Raw genomic sequence first — 19631 nt, 5'->3', positions numbered from 1 at the left:
CATATTGTCTGGTGATGATGGCGAAGAGGTCACACCCGTTCCCATGCCGAACACGGAAGTTAAGCTCTTCAGCGCCGATGGTAGTTGGGGGTTTCCCCCTGTGAGAGTAGGACGTTGCCAGGCTTTTATTTATTATCGCGGGGTGGAGCAGTCTGGTAGCTCGTCGGGCTCATAACCCGAAGGTCGCAGGTTCAAATCCTGTCCCCGCAACCAATTATAAGGTGGTCCCGTGGTGTAGTGGTTAACATGCCTGCCTGTCACGCAGGAGATCGCGGGTTCGAGTCCCGTCGGGACCGCCATATTAAATACAGTAATAACGAAACAACATGTTTCGTTTTTTTATTTGATAATTATTTCGTTAAATCATTTTAAACCGTTCTGCATCCTTAGGATTATTTATCCTAGGGACTTTTTTATATATTCTATATGCAAAATTTCTTTTATCTTAAAAATCTAAAAGTGTACTTTCTTCTGTCGAGTGAAGATTTACTTTATTGGATATGATGATAAAAGAGAGCTTACAATAAAGTAAAATGATAATAGACAAAAGAAGCTTGAAAAGAGGCATGTTATATGGTGAAAAAAGAATCATTCATACTGTTTACATATTCTCCAGAAGAAACGATGGCCATTGCATCAAAACTTGCTCGTTTACTGCATCCAAGAGATGTTTTATTATTAGAAGGAGATTTGGGAGCAGGTAAAACTACTTTTACAAAAGGTTTGGCTAAAGGGCTCGGCATTACAAGGAACGTCAATAGCCCTACCTTTACAATTATAAAAGAATATAAGGGTGGGCGTTTACCTTTATATCATATGGATGTCTATCGTTTGGATGATAGCTTTGAAGATTTAGGTTTTGATGAATACTTTGAGGGGGATGGTGTGACTGTGGTGGAATGGGCACACCTCATTCAAGAACAATTACCTGTTCAATTATTGCAAATCAATTTATATCATGAGGAAGAAGCGGCAAGGCGTTTGGAATTAAAAGCCCGTGGCCAACACTATATTGATCTTTGTAAGGAGCTTTTAAAAAATGAAAACTCTGGCAATTGATACTTCAAATTTTGTGATGGGAGTCGCCATTTTAGACGATCAAGAGGTTATTGGAGAAATAGTAACAAACATTAAGAAAAATCACTCCATACGAGTGATGCCAGCTATTCAATCTTTAATGAAAGAGTGCGGTATTCAGCCGCTGCAGCTCGAACGAATTGTAGTAGCACAAGGACCAGGCTCATACACAGGGGTAAGAATCGGTGTGACCATTGCCAAAACATTGGCCTGGACATTGAATATCCCCTTGGTAGGTGTTTCTAGTTTAGAAGCGCTGGCAGTAAATGGACGTTATTTTAATGGATACATTAGTCCCCTTTTTGATGCACGTCGGGGACAAATCTATACAGGGCTTTATGAATACCAAAACGGTAAATTAAAGAATATTATACAAGATCGACTTGTGATAAATGATGAGTGGGTAAACCAACTCAAAGAGTATGAAAAACCGATTTTATTTATTGGAAACGATGTTCACCTCCATCAAGAACTATTGTCTGAGGGATTAGGGAGCTGTGCTATTTTCTCATCCATCACTCAATTAAATCCTCGGCCAAGCGAATTGGGTTTTATTGGAATGAATAAGCAACCTGTAAAAGATGTCCATACTTTTGTCCCTAATTATATTCGCATTGCTGAGGCTGAAGCAAATTGGTTAGCGGCTCAAAAACCTAAAAATTAAGGAGAAACACAAAAATGAAGTCACTGGTTACTTTTCGTTTCATGGAAATGAAAGATATTGATCAAATTCTACTAATTGAAAGATTATCGTTCACGATCCCTTGGAGCCGAGAAGCCTTTTACAACGAACTGACTCATAATCAATATGCTCGCTATTTGGTGATGGAAGAGGAAGAAAGTATTATCGGTTACTGTGGACTATGGATTGTCTTAGATGAAGCACATGTCACTAATATCGCTTTATTACCAGAATATCGAGGGAAAGGATTGGGAACAGGATTGCTGAGAAAAGCAATGATAGAGGCTAAAGAATTAGGAGCTCTTACTATGACTCTTGAAGTAAGGGTGTCTAACCATGTAGCCCAATCTCTTTACCGTAAATTTGGATTTAAAAATGGCGGAATTCGAAAAAACTATTATTCCGATAATCAAGAAGATGCTTTAGTAATGTGGGTGAAATTATGAATGATAAAAGGCAGTTAATTTTAGCAATTGAAACGAGCTGTGATGAAACAGCTGCAGCAGTTATCCAAAATGGTGTAGAAATTGAATCAAATGTTGTATCTTCTCAAATTGAAAGTCATAAAAGATTTGGGGGGGTTGTTCCTGAGATTGCTTCTCGTCATCACGTGGAACAAATAACCCTTGTAGTTGAAGAAGCGTTAAGGCAAGCAAAAATAACATTTAACGAAGTGGATGCTGTAGCCGTTACAGAAGGCCCAGGTTTGGTAGGAGCTTTATTAATTGGGGTGAATGCGGCAAAAGCATTAGCATTTGCTCATGGAAAACCAGTTGTAGGTGTACACCATATTGCTGGCCATATTTATGCAAATCGTTTAGTAAAGGAAATGGAATTCCCTCTGTTATCTTTGGTAGTTTCTGGCGGGCATACTGAACTGGTGTATATGCCTGAGCATGGAACATTTCAAGTAATTGGAGAAACAAGAGATGATGCGGCAGGTGAAGCCTATGATAAAGTGGCTAGAACATTAAATCTCCCATATCCCGGAGGTCCTCATATTGATCGTTTAGCCCATGAAGGTTCCCCTTCCTATTCTTTACCGAGAGCATGGTTGGAAGAGGGCTCTTATGATTTTAGTTTTAGTGGACTTAAATCTGCTGTTATTAACACGATTCATAATGCAAAGCAAAAAGGTGAGGAAATTAATCCACAGGACATGGCGGCGAGTTTTCAACAAAGTGTAATTGATGTACTTGTTACCAAGACGATTCGCGCGGCAGAAGAATATAACGTGAAGCAAGTGTTACTGGCTGGAGGTGTAGCTGCTAACAAAGGCTTAAGAACTGAACTAGAAAAAGCATTTTCTGCATTAGAAAACGTTCAGCTCATTATTCCTCCTTTGTCTCTATGTACAGATAATGCAGCGATGATTGGAGCAGCAGGAAGTATACAATTAGAAAAAGGCAGATTATCTACAATGGCGTTGAATGCAAATCCGGGATTGGATTTGGAATGTTAACATTGTCCACAAATGTTGTGGGTAAAGCGATAAAATAGTCAGAGCGTGTGGATAAGACCTGAATAAAAGAACCCTACAAAAAACTGCCCCCATTATTAGTAGTGTCTAACAATGGGGGCAGTTTTTTATTCTTCAAGAAGCAGCTGAAGCTCTTCCCATTCTTCCATCAGTTCGGCTAGTAATTGCTCATATGCATCTTTTTCATTATTAATTTTTTGAACTTCCTCGTGGTTTTGATAAATGATTGGATTACATAATTTTTCTTCGCTTTCAGTGATGCTCGCTTCTAATTCTTGAATCTGGGCTTCAATTTCTTCAATTCGGCGCTTCCTCTGTCGAGCCAGTTTTTTTGCTTCCTTATCTTGAGTATAGGAATTTTTCTCGGGAACCGTTTCTTTTTTATGTTTATTTCCTGACTGCATTTCTTGTTCTTCCAGCTGTTGGAGTTCTAAGAGTTCCGCCTTTTTTTGGACATAATAATCATAATCGCCTAAATATTCCTCGGCCCGCTCCGTTGAGAGCTCAATAATTTTTGTCGTAATACGATTGATAAAATAACGGTCGTGAGAGACAAATAACAGGGTTCCCGGATAGTCAATCAAGGCATTTTCTAATACTTGTTTACTGTCTAAATCAAGGTGGTTAGTAGGCTCGTCCAAAATTAAAAAATTCGCTTTTTGCATCATCAGTTTAGCCAGGGCAAGACGTGCTTTTTCACCGCCGCTTAAAGTAGAAACCGTTTTGAGCACATCTTCTCCTGAAAATAAGAAGTTACCCAGTGTTGTACGAATTTCTTTTTCCGTTTTGGTTGGGTAGTCATCCCACAGCTCTTGCAGTACTGTTTTGTTAGATATTAAGTTGGCTTGTTCTTGATCGTAGTATCCAACAGTGACGTTGGAGCCAAAATAAATCTTGCCTGCACGCAGAGGGAGCTGGTCTGTCACTGCTTTGAGCAAAGTCGATTTTCCAATTCCATTCGGCCCAACCAACGCGATACTTTCACCGCGTGTAACACGAAGGCTAATCCCTTGTATAACAGGAGAGGCTTCTTCGGTGTACGCGACAGCTATATCTTCGAGTTTTAACACGTCATTTCCGCTTTGTCGTTCGATATCAAAGAGGAAAGAAGCAGACTTCTCGTCACCAGCAGGCTTGGAGAGCAGTTCTATTCGGTCAAGCTGTTTTCTTCGGCTTTGTGCTCGTTTGGTTGTCGAAGCTCTGGCAATATTGCGTTGAATGAAGTCGTTTAATTTGGAAATTTCATCTTGTTGTTTCTCATATTGTTTCAAATCGCGTTCATATTGCTCTGCTTTTTGAGTTAAGTAGTTCGAGTAATTACCTATATATTTTGTTACAGTTGTTCTGGATACTTCATAGATTTGTGTGACAACTTTATCTAAGAAATAACGGTCGTGGGAGACGATTAAGATGGCTCCTGAATAGTTTTGCAAAAATTGTTCCAGCCAGGATAACGTTTCAATGTCTAGATGGTTAGTAGGCTCATCTAGAATGAGCAAGTCTGGCTTAGTCAATAAAAGTTTGGCAAGCGCTAGTCTTGTTTTTTGACCCCCGCTTAAGGTAGAAATGGATGTGTTATAATCATAATCAGCAAAACGAAAACCATGTAAAATGGAGCGCGTATCCGCTTCGTATTGATAACCGCCTTGGTCTTTAAACTTTATTTGCAATTGATCATATTCTCGGAGAAGTTTTTCGTATTGTTCTTGGTTATTAAATAGATGAGGGTCGCCCATTTTTTGTTCCAACTCTCTTAATTGCTGTTCTAAATGTTTTAAAGGTTGGAAGACTGTCATCATTTCATCCCAAATGGATAGTTCGGATTCCAAAATGGTACTTTGTCCCATATAATCGATAGTAACACCTTTTGGTTTAATCAGTTCTCCTTGATCATAAGAATGGAGTCCTGCAATAATCTTTAGTAGTGTAGACTTACCCGCACCATTACGTCCCACGAGCCCAATTCTATCTTTTGATTGTACTTCCATTTTTATATTCGTTAAAATTGGTTCAGCTCCAAAATATTTGGCAATGTTGTTTAATTGTAAAAGAATCATATGTTTCACCTCTATTAGTATAGGTTTAGTGTATCGTAATGTATGAATGGTGGGCAACTATCCAATTTTGTTAAAATAGTGTATAGTCGTAATTAAAGGAGGAGAAGATGTGAGTTTCACTCATTTTAACGACCAGGGTCGAGCCAAAATGGTCGATATCTCAGAAAAACAAGAAACGGTTCGTACTGCAGTGGCAGTTTCCAGTGTGGAAGTAGGCGAAGAAGTCTACCAAAAGATTATAAGCCATGAGATTGGAAAAGGAGATGTGTTAGCGGTTTCACAAATAGCTGGAATTATGGGAGCAAAAAAGACAGCTGATGTAATTCCTATGTGCCACCCTATTACCCTGAAGGGAGTGGACATTTCTTTTTCGTGGAATCAAAAAGAAACAAATTATTTATTGAATATTAAAGTAGAGGCCAAAACTAAAGGAAGTACAGGTGTGGAAATGGAAGCTTTAACGGCTGCTTCTATATGTGCGCTGACCATTTACGATATGTGCAAAGCTATTGATAAATCCATGGTGATTGGACCAACCTATTTAATAGAAAAGACTGGCGGAAAAAGCGGCGATTTTAAAAGAGAGAACTTATAATATAAGCTTTTGGATTGTGGGGGTGGATAATGAATACGGAGCAACTGAAAATACCACAAGCAACTGCGAAGCGATTGCCTCTTTATTATCGTTTTTTAAAAAATTTACATTCTTCAGGGAAGCAGCGTGTATCTTCAGCTGAATTAAGCGAAGCTGTTAAAGTAGACTCGGCAACGATTCGCAGAGATTTTTCCTATTTTGGAGCACTAGGGAAAAAAGGTTATGGATATAACGTTAATTATTTGTTATCCTTTTTTAGGAAAACATTGGATCAGGATGAAGTGACAAAAGTAGCTTTAATTGGAGTGGGAAATCTTGGAACAGCTTTTTTAAATTATAATTTCATCAAAAATAATAACACGAAAATTGAATTTGCTTTTGACGTAGAAAAAGCAAAGGTAGGAACAAATGTCCGAGAGGTTCCAATCTATCATCTGGATGATTTAGAAGATAAAATCACAGGTGAAATTTCAGTCGCCATTTTAACTGTTCCAGCCAGCGTTGCACAACAAATTACAGATCGTTTAGTAAAAAGCGGGATTAAAGGAATTTTAAACTTCACTCCTGCGCGAATCAATGTACCTGATCATATTCGTATTCATCACATTGATTTGGCGGTTGAACTTCAATCGCTTATTTATTTCCTAAAAAATTATCCGCAAGAGCCATAAAAGGGCCAAGGATAAATAAAGATGAGAGGAGAGTTCCCATGGGGCTTGGATTTGGTAGCTTTTTATTGATTGCCCTCGTTGCTTTGCTCATTTTTGGACCGAAGAAATTACCGGAGCTTGGAAAAGCAGCTGGCCATACATTAAAAGAATTTAAGGATGCGACCAAAGGATTAGCAGATGACGATGATGATAACAAGCGTAACGAAAAGTAGGGAATGAAATTTATGACCGAACAAGAAATGTCTGTTTATGATCACATAGGGGAGTTGCGAAAACGGATTATCATTACGATTGTCTTCTTTTTGGCAGCGACAATTGGGGCCTTCTTTTTAGTGAAACCGATTATCCTGTATTTGCAACAGGCAGATGAAGCAAAAGAGCTGACGATGAATGCTTTTCGATTGACAGATCCCATCAAAATTTATATGCAGTTTGCGTTCAGTATTGGCTGCATTTTATCTTCACCTGTAGCTCTTTATCAACTATGGGCTTTTATCAGTCCAGGCCTGTATGAAAAAGAGCGGAAAGTGACCTTGAGTTATATACCTGTTTCACTTTTTTTATTCTTAGGCGGCATTTCGTTCGCCTACTTTGTGCTGTTTCCATTTGTGGTTCATTTCATGACGGGATTAGCTAACGATTTAAATATCCAACAAGTAATTGGTATTAATGAATACTTTCAATTTTTGCTGAAATTAACATTACCATTCGGCCTCTTGTTTCAGCTGCCTGTTATCATTATGTTTTTAACAAGGCTAGGTATTGTGACACCAATGTTTTTATCGGAGGTAAGAAGGTATGCCTATTTTGTTTTACTGGTCATAGCAGCTTTCATTACACCTCCTGATATTATTTCACATATGATGGTGACAGTGCCATTGCTTCTTCTTTATGAAGTAAGTATCATTATTTCAAAATCTGCTTACAGAAAAGTATTGAAAGCAGAGCAAGCTGTGCAGGCAGAATAATAAAGGGAGACCAGCGCTTGCAGGCGTTAAAAATATCGTAATGAAAAGGACCCTTCACTAAAATCTCAATTTTAGTGAAGGGTCCTTTTAAATTTTGCTTACTTTTGTTGTTTTTGAATTTTTTTAATCTTGTAATGAAGGATAAATATACGAAGGGCTACTCCAAAATCAAAGGTGGCCACAGCCATTAAAATAATCGTGGCAAAATCTAAAATTCCTTTTTCAGCGCTCCCAATTGCAAGGTAAGTAAATAATGTCCCCATTAAAGTATAAATCAATCCCATAAAAAGCGGGGGAGTTCTCATCATAAAAAGCCTCCGAAAATAAACTGCATTTGCTCTGCTTGACGCTGCATATCTTCTAGACGTTCAGCAAAGATGGTTTGACCGAGTACGACAATCGTATTCATCATGACATGGGCAACAATAGGAACAAGGATTTGCTTTGTTTTTGAATATAGATAGGCAAAAACTAATCCCATTGCCGTATAAATTAAGAGGTGGCTAAAATCCAAGTGAACAACGGCAAACACGATTGCACTTATAATTGCCGATAAGAAAAAGCCAAGCTTAGGAACAAGTGTACCAAAAATAATCTTACGGAAAATAATTTCTTCCAGAATGGGTCCAATCACTGATGTAACGACAATCAGCCAAGGTGTCATTTTTACTAAGTTCACGATGAATTCGGTGTTTTGTGAACCTGGTTCAATACCTAGTAAATTCATCTCTATCATGGCTGCAATAGATTGAGCGGCTAAAGCCAAAAATACACCGAAAACGGACCAAAAAAGTGTCTTAGACAGCGAGGCATCTTGGCGCATACTCATATCTGTTTTTAATAAAAGAAGAACGATGATAAGAGCGACCGTAAAGCTAATAATGGTCCAGTAGCTTGCGGCTAAGTGCCTTGCTACTATAACGGGTTCACCTGATGCGACACCAAGAGAAAGAAGTAAATCTACTCCTATTACTCCGGAAAGCTGCATGACGACATATGTCAAAATGATAAGCCAATATTGTTTTTTCAATCTCCTTACTCCTTTTCAGCGGTCATTCATGTGCACTACATTGTATTGTATCATAGTACAATAAATAATATATGGGTTCATGTGTTAAGTGTTTGTTACTTAATTTTTAGTGAGAAGGGTTTAGAATTTATTAAGAGAGAAACAATGACTATGGATAGTATAGTTTACAAAAAATGATGTTGGAAATGAGCATGAAATTAGGTAATTAGATTTTAAGTGAAGAGTGATTAATCATCGGCTTTTCCAGTACATGAACTGTAATTCAAATTTTTTAATAATTTTACTTGCAAAAAAAAGGCAGTTTATTTAATATAATAATTGTGTTAGCACTCAAAGATGATGAGTGCTAATAATAAAACTAATAAGATTTATATATTTGAGGAGGTTGTTTCACTTGTTAAAGCCATTAGGTGATCGCGTAGTAATTGAGCTTGTACAATCTGAAGAAAAAACTGCAAGCGGTATTGTATTACCGGATACTGCGAAAGAAAAGCCTCAAGAAGGTAAAGTAATAGCAGCGGGAACTGGTCGTGTATTAGACAGCGGTGAGCGCGTTGCTCTTGAAGTTGCTGAAGGTGATCGCATTATCTTCTCAAAATACGCTGGTACTGAAGTGAAATTCGAAGGAAAAGAATATTTGATTTTACGTGAAAACGATATTTTAGCTGTTATTGGCTAATTTTACGTTTCTACTTATTGAACCATAAAAATATCATACAAACTTTAAAATATATCATTATTTCTGAGGAGGTCTAGAAACATGGCAAAAGAGATTATGTTTAGCGAAGAAGCTCGTCGTGCGATGCTTCGCGGTGTAGATCAATTAGCAAATGCAGTAAAAGTGACCCTTGGACCAAAAGGGCGCAACGTAGTTTTAGAGAAAAAGTTCGGTTCTCCGTTAATTACTAATGATGGTGTAACAATCGCAAAAGAAATCGAATTAGAAGATGCATTTGAAAATATGGGTGCAAAATTAGTAGCAGAAGTTGCAAGCAAAACAAATGATGTTGCTGGTGACGGTACAACGACTGCAACCGTTTTAGCACAAGCTATGATTCGCGAAGGTCTTAAAAACGTAACAGCCGGCGCTAACCCAATGGGTGTTCGTAAAGGGATGGAAAAAGCAGTAACTGTAGCAGTAGAAGAGTTAAAGACTATTTCTAAACCAATCGAAGGCAAAGCTTCTATCGCTCAAGTTGCAGCTATCTCTGCTGCTGACGAGGAAGTAGGTCAATTAATTGCAGAAGCAATGGAACGTGTAGGTAACGACGGAGTTATTACACTTGAAGAATCTAAAGGGTTCACAACGGAATTAGAAGTGGTAGAAGGTATGCAATTTGACCGCGGTTACGCTTCTCCATACATGGTAACAGACTCTGATAAAATGGAAGCTGTTCTTGAGAATCCATATGTCTTAATCACTGACAAAAAGATTTCAAGCATTCAAGAAATCTTACCAGTATTAGAGCAAGTAGTACAACAAGGCAAGCCTTTATTGTTAATTGCGGAAGATGTAGAAGGTGAAGCATTAGCTACTTTAGTAGTGAATAAACTTCGCGGTACATTCACAGCTGTAGCGGTTAAAGCTCCTGGCTTTGGTGATCGTCGTAAAGCGATGCTTCAAGACATTGCAATTTTAACAGGCGGTGAAGTAATCACTGAAGAGCTTGGTTTAGACCTTAAATCAGCAAACATTGGTCAATTAGGCCGTGCAGCAAAAATTGTTGTAACAAAAGAAAATACAACAGTTGTAAACGGTGCTGGTGACACTGCTGATATCGAAGCTCGCGTAAACCAAATCAAAGCTCAACTCGAAGAAACAACTTCAGAGTTCGATAAAGAAAAATTACAAGAGCGTTTAGCGAAATTAGCTGGCGGTGTAGCGGTTATCAAAGTGGGTGCTGCCACTGAAACAGAATTAAAAGAGCGCAAATTGCGTATTGAAGACGCATTAAACTCTACTCGTGCTGCAGTTGAAGAAGGTATTGTAGCCGGTGGTGGTACAGCGTTAGTAAACATCTACAATAAAGTAGCAGAAATCCAAGCAGAAGGCGACGAAGCAACAGGCGTAAATATTGTATTACGTGCAATGGAAGAGCCGGTTCGTCAAATCGCTCACAATGCTGGTTTAGAAGGTTCTGTTATCGTTGAGCGCTTAAAAGGTGTAGAGGTAGGTACAGGTTTCAATGCTGCAACTGGCGAGTGGGTAAACATGATTGAAGCTGGTATCGTGGATCCAACTAAAGTAACTCGTTCTGCACTTCAAAATGCTGCATCTGTAGCGGCTATGTTCTTAACAACTGAAGCAGTTGTTGCTGACAAGCCAGAAGAAAACAAAGGTATGGCAATGCCTGATATGGGCGGAATGGGTGGAATGGGCGGCATGATGTAATCATCCCCCTCTTGAAAAAGGCTTATGCTCTAAGGAGCATGAGCCTTTTTTGTTTGGAAAACAGGAAATGACGATGAGGGTGAAGAAATGAGTAAGGATGAAACTATATTCAACCTAGAGGGGGGCACTTCATTGCAAAATTTAGCGTCCATACAGGAAAAGCTGCATAAGGTAATTGAAAATATTGAGCAAGTTATGGTAGGAAAGCAAGAAACGGCTGTATTAAGTCTCGTTGCTTTAATTGCAGAGGGGCATATATTGTTAGAAGATGTTCCGGGTGTCGGAAAAACGATGATGGTTAAAGCATTGGCCAAATCAATCAATGCCGACTTTAAACGGATTCAATTTACTCCTGATTTACTTCCTTCCGATATAGTGGGAGTATCTATATATAATCCAAAAGAAGCAGAATTTGAATATCGTCCTGGACCTATTATGAGTCATATTGTACTGGGGGATGAAATTAATCGTACTTCTCCTAAGACGCAATCAGCATTATTAGAAGGAATGGAAGAAGGAAAAGTAACGGTAGATGGTGTGACAAGGAAACTGCCTGTGCCGTTTTTTGTTATGGCTACACAAAATCCAGTTGAATTTGAAGGAACATATACGTTGCCTGAAGCACAGTTGGACCGATTTTTAATGAAGTTAAATATGGGATACCCGTCAATGAACGAAGAAATTGAAATTTTGAACCGTTTAGATATAGAGGATCCTCTCGAAAAGCTGGAATCAGTTATGACGATGGAAGAACTGCTGGAAATTCAAAAAAGAGCGAAACAAATTTATGTAGATGATACTATTAAGCGTTACATCGTGCAAATTGTACATCAAACTAGAGGAAATGATCTTGTGCAATTAGGGGTCAGCCCCCGTGGGTCTATCGCTTTAATGAAGGGAGTACAAGCGCTTGCGTTACTGAGTGGAAGAGATTATTGTCTGCCGGATGATGTTCAAAAGTTGGCTCCTCATATTTTGCCGCATCGTCTTGTTTTAAAATCAGAAGCGAAATTTGGAGGACATACAGTTGAAGACGTTATTCGTCAAATTGTTCAAAAAGTATATGTTCCAATTAAAAGGTAGGATATCATGGCTCAATTGAAGCGAATAATGATTCAAATTGCTCCTATTATAATGATTTTGTTTTTCTTCACATTAACGTTTGTGTATGCCATGTTTCAAGGGGGATTTGTGAGCTGGTTTCTATTTTACAGCTTTGCTCCGTTCGGATTTTATTCAGTGGCTGTTATGGTATACCCGCTGCATCGTTTAGAAGTGAACCGGAAACTAAATAAACGTGTATATCAAAAAGGAGATGAATTTACTGCGACGATTACGATTACACGTAAAGGTTATTTTCCATTGCTTTATATGATTATCCAAGATGAATTACCGCTTCATTTAGAAAATCATTATGGTAAAACTACCTCTAAAATTATGGTATTTCCATTCTTTCGCAAAAAGATCCAAATTCAATATTCTTTGTTCGCGCTCCCGAGAGGAGAACACTTATTTAAAGGAGTTCGTCTTAAAACAGGAGACTTCTTTGGATTAGTTACGAAAGAAGCCTATAATCAAAAAGAAGAAATTTACCTAGTTTATCCAAAAGTAACCGAAGTTGAATTACCAGCCCTTTTTACGGAATATGAACAAGGTGAGCAAGCTTCCGGCTCTGTGCTTCATCATGGAGGAGGAATTGTCTCTGGCATACGAGAGTATCAAGCGGGAGACCGTTTTTCGTGGATTGATTGGAAAGCATCAGCAAGGAAAAATGCACTTGTCTCAAAAGAATTTGAACAACAAACAACAAACCGTTTGACTGTGGTGATGGATGCAAGTACTAGATACGGCCTTGAATCACGTATTACCTTTGCAGCTTCTATCTTATCTGGTTATGTAAAGGCGGAGCGGGAAATTCAGTTTATTTCATTAGGGGAAAAAATATATATTCAGCCGTTGCAAAACCCTCTATCCCACCTTCGCGAAGTTCTTTATCATTTGACTATCATGCAAGGAGAGGCTATTAGTCGCTTCCCAGAGATGCTCCATCAGGAATGGTCAAAATGGCCGCTGGAAGGGAGTGCCCTTTTAATCGTGACGGAGATGAACAAACCTTTTATGTTCACCGTGGAAGCCATGATTGAGCGAGGCTGTCATGTATTTATCGTAATGGTAATACAACGTCAACAATCACTTAATGAGAAGGAACGGATGTTTGTTAAATTGTTAAATTCAAAGCAGATTCAGGTCAAGATAATAACGGAAAGTGAACTCTTCGATACGATACACTAATCTAAACTTCTTCAATTCCTTTCAAGTAAGGGTATCGTACCCTCTAGATTGAGAATGAATGGAGGGGACAAACAATGAAGCTGATAAATTATATTCGAGAACAACCATTCATGTTGTTTTTTTATGGCGCCTCGTTCCTCCTTTTATATGAATGGCTGAATCCTTTAAAATATATTACCGATACAGAAAAAATTAGTGTTTTCATCTTTTTTGTTGCATTGAGTTTATGTAACTATGCATTAAAGATGAATGTGATTGCCAGTATGTTGTTGAAATGGATTTATATTTTTTCTTCCATTCATTTTTTATATATGGATACACCATTTCTTAGCAGGAGATGGGTCGCGGATTTTCTTGGGAAGATGGTAAAAGATATTAGACTATTTTGGACAATGGATATTTACGGGCTATCTTCAGAGTTCAGGAGTGTATTATTTTTTATTCTTTTATGGCTATTATGCTATTTAGTCTATTATTGGGTGTTTATACAAAAAAGAATTTTCTTGTTCTTTTTTATTACCCTTCTTTATATTACGTTGGTCGATACTTTTTCGCCTTACGATGCTTCAAATGCTATTATACGCACTATCGTTGTCGGATTCCTTTTTATTAGTATGCTTGCAATGGAAAGAATGAGGGTGAAGGAGTTTCCTTCAGAAAAACGTTTAGTACCTAAAAAATGGGCTTCGATCCTTGTATCAGCAGTCCTAGTAGTCGCCACAGCTGCTTATTTCCTTCCGAAAATAGGACCTCAATGGCCAGATCCCGTTCCATTCCTAAAGAGGTATGCTAACAGCGCCGCAGGAAAAGAAGGTTCCTCTCACATTCAAAAGGTAGGGTATGGGATTAATGACTCGCAATTAGGAGGGCCGTTTATAGGGGATGAGACGATTGTCTTTTATGCAGATTCACCTAAAAAGCATTATTGGCGCATTGAGACGAAAGATTTCTATTCAGGAAAGGGATGGGAGGTTTCTGAAAGGATTAATGCCGTCTTCATTGATCAGGGCCGATTCAATTTATTTCATTATACTGACAGTGTTGCCGCGACTTCGGTGCATTCAAACATTCAGTTTGTAGAACCGTCCATTCATCTGATGTATCCATTATCTGTGACATCTATAAAGCTAAACGAAGAAGTGACTCTAAAGGTGAACCCGTTAACCGAAAAGCTTTATCCGTACCGAGGAGAAGGAATAGAAGAAATATCCGGTTATCAACTAACCTATATGTACCCAACATTTCAAGTGGAGAAATTACAAGAATCTCTAAGCGGTTCAGTACAAGATGATGAACAATTTAAGCAGAGATATACACAATTGCCATCCTCTCTGCCTGCACGCATTGGAAATCTGGCGAGAGACATTACCAAGGAGGCATCTAATCGCTATGAACAGGTAAAAGCGATTGAACGTTATTTTGAAGTCAATCCATATATATATGATACGCAAAATGTAGCTGTTCCAGGCAATGGTGAAGATTATGTAGATCAGTTCTTGTTTGAAACAAAAAGGGGATACTGCGATAACTTCTCTACTTCCATGGTAGTCATGCTTCGAACACTTAACATACCGTCTAGATGGGTAAAAGGCTATACATATGGAAAGGCTGTTGAGCCGATAGATGCTGAATATACAAGATATGAAATCACTCAAAACGATGCCCATTCCTGGGTGGAAGTATATTTTCCTAATATAGGATGGGTACCATTTGAACCGACGAAAAGCTTTAGCAACCCATATAATTTTACTTATGACAGTTCATCCCTTTCTTCGTCTTCTTCCAGCCTCAACGAACAAAATCAAACACCCATTCCGAAAGAGAAGGAAGAGAAAAAAGAGGAATTAAAAACACAGGTAAACATGAAGAAAAAGGGCGAAACACCATTTCCATGGAGGAACGTCATTGTATCCGGAGTCGTTTTGTTAGGGGCATTTGCTTTTGTATATTTTACAAAAAACAAATGGTTTTACCGTGTTTTAATTATTCTATATAAAAGAAGAAGAGATGAAAGTGCATTTGAAGATGCTTACTTGAGGTTGTTGAAGCAGCTAGAAAAGCAAGGGATAAAGAGAGAAGATGGACAAACATTAAGCCAGTATGCAAAGTACGTCGATCATAATTTTGAGTCCTGGGAAATGCGGGCATTGACAGAAAGGTATGAACGAATACTGTACCGCAAGGATGATGCGGGTAATGAGTGGAATGAGTCTGTAGAATTGTGGGAAAATTTAATCAAAAAGACAAGTTCTTGACCTTCAAATAACAGATTGATAGAATAATGGGGTTAAAATAAATGGTTTTTTTATTATGAATCCTTCGTATATCCTCGATAATATGGTTCGAGAGTCTCTACCGGGTTACCGCAAATTTCCTGACTATGAAGGCAGTTTGTTCTATTTGTTTGTATCGAAGTGTACACAACTAGAATTCTGCCTTTATAACTATAGGGCGAATTCTAGTTTTTTTTATTTTTGGGGCATAATACTTTTAGTATGCAAAGTTGATGAAGAGGTGAACAGAATGGAAGGCATGATTGTTGTATTAGATTTTGGAAGTCAATATAACCAGTTAATTACTCGTCGTATTCGTGAATTTGGTGTATATAGTGAATTGCATCCTCATACGATTACAGCAGCTGAGATTAAAGCGATGAATGCAAAAGGGGTTATTTTCTCAGGTGGTCCAAATAGTGTTTACGGAGAACAAGCATTTACATGTGATCCAGATATTTTTAATCTTAATATTCCAATTCTTGGTATATGTTATGGTATGCAATTAATGACTCATCATTTAGGCGGGAAGGTAGAAGCGGCAAACCACCGCGAATATGGGAAGGCATCCATTGCTGTGCAAAATGATTCGAAGATCTACCACAATCTTCCGAAAGAACAAGTGGTGTGGATGAGTCACGGTGATTTAGTCGTGGAGACACCAGAAGGTTTTGAGGTTGATGCAACAAGTTCATCTTGTCCAATTGCGGCAATGAGTAATAAAGAGAAACAGATGTATGGTGTACAGTTCCACCCAGAGGTTCGCCATTCTGTATACGGTAACGATATCCTGAAAAACTTTGTGTTTGAAATTTGTCAAAGTAAAGCGGATTGGTCTATGGAAAACTTTATTGAAATGGAAATGAAGAAAATCCGTGAAACAGTAGGTGACAAAAAAGTATTATGTGCACTTAGCGGCGGTGTAGACTCTTCTGTTGTAGCAGCTTTAATCCATAAGGCAGTTGGAGATCAATTGATATGTATGTTTGTGGATCATGGCCTACTTCGCAAAGGTGAAGCTGATAGTGTAATGGAAACCTTCTCTGAGGGCTTCAATATGAATGTGATTAAAATTGATGCTAGAGAACGTTTCTTAGGAAAGCTAAAAGGTGTTTCCGATCCGGAGCAAAAACGTAAAATCATCGGTAACGAATTTATTTATGCATTTGATGAGGAAGCAACAAAGTTCCATGAGCAAGGAATCGAGTTTTTAGCACAAGGGACACTCTATACAGATATCATTGAAAGCGGTACGGCAACAGCTCAAACCATTAAATCTCATCATAACGTAGGTGGACTGCCTGAAGATATGCAGTTTAAGCTTATTGAGCCATTAAACACTTTATTTAAGGATGAAGTGCGTGCTCTTGGAAAAGAGTTAGGCTTGCCGGACGAGATTGTATGGCGCCAGCCGTTCCCAGGACCAGGGCTTGGTATTCGCGTTTTAGGAGAAGTATCAGAAGAAAAATTAGAGATTGTTCGTGAATCCGATGCCATTTTACGTGAAGAAATTAAGAAAGCAGGATTAGAACGTGATATTTGGCAATATTTCACTGTTTTACCTGATATCAGAAGCGTAGGAGTAATGGGAGATGCACGTACGTATGATTACACAATCGGTATTCGTGCAGTTACCTCTATTGATGGAATGACATCAGACTGGGCGCGCATTCCATGGGAAGTACTCGAAGTCATCTCAACTCGTATTGTAAACGAGGTAAACCATATTAACCGAGTGGTTTATGATATTACAAGTAAACCGCCTGCAACAATTGAATGGGAATAATTGATAAACACGAACAAAAAACGAACATTCTTATATGAATGTTCGTTTTTTTGTGTTGACTAGGTCTAAAAGCGGTGATACAATCGTATTGAAAATGAATATAAATATAATAAATACATCGTATAATGTTGGGGATATGGCCCAAGAGTTTCTACCGAGCTACCGTAAATGGCTTGACTACGAGGTATGATGAAACATAGCCTATTGTAATCAGTTAGGCTGGTTTTATCATTGTCCCTTAAGTCAAGACTTCCATTACGCAGATGGGAGTCTTTTTTATTTTTGAACTTATTAAGGGAAAAGTAAAGATAAAGTAAAAACGTAGTCATCGGGGAGGAAGAAGATGAAAAAATATTTTGAGTTTGATAAGTTGGGCACCAATTATAAAAGAGAGTTTCTTGGCGGATTAACCACCTTTTTAGCCATGGCATATATTCTATTCGTTAACCCGGCTACACTGTCGTTAAGTACGATTCCAGATTTACCGGATAGTATGAGAATGGATCAAGGAGCTGTTTTTACGGCAACAGCAATCGCAGCAGCTGTCGGATCATTAATTATGGGGATTGTTGCTAAATATCCTGTAGCTTTGGCACCGGGGATGGGATTAAATGCTTTCTTTGCATTTACAGTTGTATTAACAATGGGAATTCCTTGGCAAACGGCATTAGCTGGCGTCATGGTGTCAGGACTTGTCTTTATTGTTCTTTCTTTATCGGGTCTTCGTGAAACGGTTATTAATGCTATTCCTTCCGAATTGAAACATGCCGTAGGAGCAGGGATTGGTTTGTTCATTACGTTTATTGGACTGCAAAATGCTCAAATCATTGTTAATAATGATGCAGTATTAGTAGGATTAGGCGACTTGACAAATGGAAATACTTTATTGGCGATTTTTGGGGTTGTTGTAACGGTTATTTTAATGGTTTTACGTATTAATGGTGGTGTATTTATAGGGATGGTCATTACGGCAATTGTCGGTATGATCACTGGTTTGATTAGTCCCCCAAGTTCGATTGTAGCCCCGGTTCCGAGTTTAGAGCCGACATTTGGCGCTGCCATTGAAAACTTTGGGAATATATTTTCTCTTCAGATGTTAGTAGTTATCTTAACATTTCTATTCGTTGATTTCTTTGATACAGCTGGGACGTTAGTAGCGGTAGCTAATCAGGCAGGGCTTATGAAGGATAATAAATTGCCTCGAGCGGGAAAAGCGTTATTGGCTGACTCTACAGCAACAGTTATAGGAGCTATCTTGGGAACTTCTACTACAACTTCTTATGTAGAATCTACTGCAGGAGTAGCAACTGGTGGAAGAAGTGGTTTTACATCTGTAGTTACAGCAGGATTTTTCTTGATTGCACTGTTCTTCTCACCTTTATTATCTGTTGTTACGGCTCCGGTTACAGCGCCAGCTCTTATCATCGTTGGAGCACTAATGGTGGCAAGTTTAAGTCAAATTGACTGGCAACGTTTTGAAATTGCAGTACCAGCTTTTTTGACAATTGTCATGATGCCCCTAACTTATAGTATTGCAACAGGCATTGCGATTGGTTTTGTCTTCTATCCCATTACAATGATTTTTAAAGGGAAAGCTAAAGAAATACATCCGATTATGTATGGTTTGTTTGTAATCTTCATTCTGTATTTCGTCTTTTTAGCGGCTTAAAGGTATGAGGAGAGTAAATCTAACATTGTGTGCCTCTTAGTAACTTGAATTGATTATTAAAGTTATAAAAAAGAAAAGTCACTTTCCGTTTTACAGTAAGAGTGAGACGGAAAGTGACTTTTTTGTGTCCTGTTTGCTATTGCCGCGGAAAGTGTACCATCAGTTTTCTTTTTCACTATCCATAACTTAATGGGGCGAGAAGAAGTATATTTAAAAAGAGAAAAGAAGTTTAAAAATTTCATTAGAAAGTATTGCTTTTAAAATTAAAAGCTGATATATTATTAAACATTGACGCCAATAACCTTGATTGTTCGAAAAACGTTCAAAAAAAGATGTTGACTCAATCGCAGGTGCATGGTATCATATGAAAGTTGCTTCACAGCAACGATGAACTTTGAAAACTGAACAAAACAAAAAAACGTCAACGTTAATTCTATTTTATTATGAGCAAGTCAAACATTTCTTCGGAGAGTTTGATCCTGGCTCAGGACGAACGCTGGCGGCGTGCCTAATACATGCAAGTCGAGCGGACTTCAGGGAGCTTGCTCCCTGAAGTCAGCGGCGGACGGGTGAGTAACACGTGGGCAACCTGCCTGTAAGACTGGGATAACTTCGGGAAACCGGAGCTAATACCGGATAACACCGAGGACCACATGGTC

Annotated in this window: 18 protein-coding genes, 2 tRNA genes, 2 rRNA genes and 2 riboswitches; of the genes, 19 read left to right on the top strand and 3 right to left on the bottom strand. The window is 38.4% G+C overall.

Features of this window, described 5'->3' with window-relative positions:
• Positions 1-7: 7 nt before the first annotated feature.
• The 7 genes from rrf (at position 8) to tsaD (ending at position 3221) form a co-directional block, all read left to right on the top strand.
• Positions 8-123, top strand: a 5S ribosomal RNA gene (gene rrf / locus BK575_RS27800).
• A gap of 13 nt (positions 124-136) precedes the next feature.
• Positions 137-213 (top strand) — tRNA-Met (locus BK575_RS27795).
• A 10-nt stretch (positions 214-223) separates the two neighbouring features.
• A tRNA-Asp gene (locus BK575_RS27790) sits at positions 224-299 on the top strand.
• A gap of 274 nt (positions 300-573) precedes the next feature.
• Positions 574-1059 carry a tRNA (adenosine(37)-N6)-threonylcarbamoyltransferase complex ATPase subunit type 1 TsaE gene (gene tsaE / locus BK575_RS27785; protein ID WP_078415071.1) on the top strand — a complete coding sequence of 162 codons (486 nt, stop codon included), beginning with the start codon at positions 574-576 and terminating at the stop codon, positions 1057-1059.
• Positions 1040-1741 carry a tRNA (adenosine(37)-N6)-threonylcarbamoyltransferase complex dimerization subunit type 1 TsaB gene (tsaB, locus tag BK575_RS27780; protein WP_078415070.1) on the top strand — a complete coding sequence of 234 codons (702 nt, stop codon included), beginning with the start codon at positions 1040-1042 and terminating at the stop codon, positions 1739-1741. The genes tsaE and tsaB overlap by 20 nt, the downstream gene beginning before the upstream one ends.
• 14 nt (positions 1742-1755) lie before the next feature.
• Complete coding sequence (gene rimI, locus BK575_RS27775) at positions 1756-2205, top strand: ribosomal protein S18-alanine N-acetyltransferase (RefSeq protein ID WP_078415069.1); 450 nt, start codon at positions 1756-1758, stop codon at positions 2203-2205.
• Positions 2202-3221, top strand: a complete 1020-nt coding sequence (gene tsaD / locus BK575_RS27770) for a tRNA (adenosine(37)-N6)-threonylcarbamoyltransferase complex transferase subunit TsaD (RefSeq protein WP_078415068.1) — start codon at positions 2202-2204, stop codon at positions 3219-3221. Before rimI ends, tsaD begins: the two co-directional genes overlap by 4 nt.
• Positions 3222-3346: 125 nt before the next feature.
• Here tsaD and BK575_RS27765 read toward each other — a convergent pair whose 3' ends face one another.
• Positions 3347-5296 (bottom strand): ABC-F family ATP-binding cassette domain-containing protein, encoded by a 1950-nt coding sequence (locus BK575_RS27765; RefSeq protein WP_078415067.1) that lies wholly within the window; start codon positions 5294-5296, stop codon positions 3347-3349.
• Positions 5297-5405: 109 nt separating this feature from the next.
• Here BK575_RS27765 and moaC point away from each other — a divergent pair, with 109 nt between their 5' ends.
• From moaC to tatC, 4 genes are read left to right on the top strand one after another with little or no spacing between them, the layout of a single operon-like run.
• Entirely contained in the window at positions 5406-5891 is a 486-nt protein-coding gene (moaC, locus tag BK575_RS27760) for a cyclic pyranopterin monophosphate synthase MoaC (protein WP_078415066.1), read from the top strand.
• Positions 5892-5920: 29 nt separating this feature from the next.
• On the top strand, positions 5921-6562 hold the full coding sequence (locus BK575_RS27755) for a redox-sensing transcriptional repressor Rex (RefSeq protein WP_078415065.1): 642 nt from the start codon (positions 5921-5923) through the stop codon (positions 6560-6562).
• 38 nt (positions 6563-6600) lie between these two features.
• Positions 6601-6774, top strand: a complete 174-nt coding sequence (locus BK575_RS27750; RefSeq protein ID WP_078415064.1) for a twin-arginine translocase TatA/TatE family subunit — start codon at positions 6601-6603, stop codon at positions 6772-6774.
• Between the two features lie 12 nt (positions 6775-6786).
• On the top strand, positions 6787-7530 hold the full coding sequence (tatC, locus tag BK575_RS27745; protein ID WP_078415063.1) for a twin-arginine translocase subunit TatC: 744 nt from the start codon (positions 6787-6789) through the stop codon (positions 7528-7530).
• A 98-nt stretch (positions 7531-7628) separates the two neighbouring features.
• Here the strand turns inward: tatC and BK575_RS27740 are convergent, their stop codons facing one another.
• A complete protein-coding gene (locus tag BK575_RS27740; protein WP_235867524.1) occupies positions 7629-7838 on the bottom strand; it encodes a YdiK family protein in 210 nt (69 codons plus the stop codon).
• Positions 7835-8560: a CPBP family intramembrane glutamic endopeptidase gene (locus BK575_RS27735; RefSeq protein WP_078415062.1), complete on the bottom strand. Its 726-nt coding sequence runs from the start codon at positions 8558-8560 to the stop codon at positions 7835-7837. Before BK575_RS27735 ends, BK575_RS27740 begins: the two co-directional genes overlap by 4 nt.
• Positions 8561-8954: 394 nt before the next feature.
• On the opposite strand from BK575_RS27735, the gene groES reads away from it, so the two are divergent.
• The 8 genes from groES to BK575_RS27695 all read left to right on the top strand — a co-directional run.
• Complete coding sequence (groES, locus tag BK575_RS27730; RefSeq protein ID WP_078415061.1) at positions 8955-9239, top strand: co-chaperone GroES; 285 nt, start codon at positions 8955-8957, stop codon at positions 9237-9239.
• An 81-nt stretch (positions 9240-9320) separates the two neighbouring features.
• Positions 9321-10952, top strand: a complete 1632-nt coding sequence (gene groL, locus BK575_RS27725) for a chaperonin GroEL (RefSeq protein WP_078415060.1) — start codon at positions 9321-9323, stop codon at positions 10950-10952.
• A 132-nt stretch (positions 10953-11084) separates the two neighbouring features.
• Positions 11085-12035 carry an AAA family ATPase gene (locus tag BK575_RS27720; RefSeq protein ID WP_268877771.1) on the top strand — a complete coding sequence of 317 codons (951 nt, stop codon included), beginning with the start codon at positions 11085-11087 and terminating at the stop codon, positions 12033-12035.
• A 6-nt stretch (positions 12036-12041) separates the two neighbouring features.
• On the top strand, positions 12042-13244 hold the full coding sequence (locus BK575_RS27715) for a DUF58 domain-containing protein (protein WP_078415058.1): 1203 nt from the start codon (positions 12042-12044) through the stop codon (positions 13242-13244).
• Between the two features lie 74 nt (positions 13245-13318).
• Entirely contained in the window at positions 13319-15499 is a 2181-nt protein-coding gene (locus BK575_RS27710; protein WP_078415057.1) for a transglutaminase TgpA family protein, read from the top strand.
• 44 nt (positions 15500-15543) lie between these two features.
• A riboswitch (purine riboswitch) is annotated at positions 15544-15645 on the top strand.
• A 122-nt stretch (positions 15646-15767) separates the two neighbouring features.
• A complete protein-coding gene (gene guaA / locus BK575_RS27705; protein ID WP_078415056.1) occupies positions 15768-17303 on the top strand; it encodes a glutamine-hydrolyzing GMP synthase in 1536 nt (511 codons plus the stop codon).
• Between the two features lie 98 nt (positions 17304-17401).
• A riboswitch (purine riboswitch) is annotated at positions 17402-17503 on the top strand.
• A 143-nt stretch (positions 17504-17646) separates the two neighbouring features.
• The gene (locus BK575_RS27700; RefSeq protein ID WP_078415055.1) at positions 17647-18972 is read left to right on the top strand and encodes an NCS2 family permease; all 1326 of its coding nucleotides are present in this window, start codon (positions 17647-17649) and stop codon (positions 18970-18972) included.
• 461 nt (positions 18973-19433) lie between these two features.
• Positions 19434-19631: ribosomal RNA gene (locus BK575_RS27695) — 16S ribosomal RNA — on the top strand; the annotation flags it as partial.

It is taken from the genome of Priestia abyssalis (assembly GCF_002019595.1).
Classification (GTDB): domain Bacteria; phylum Bacillota; class Bacilli; order Bacillales; family Bacillaceae_H; genus Bacillus_BA; species Bacillus_BA abyssalis.
This window is presented reverse-complemented; position numbering and strand designations above follow the sequence as displayed.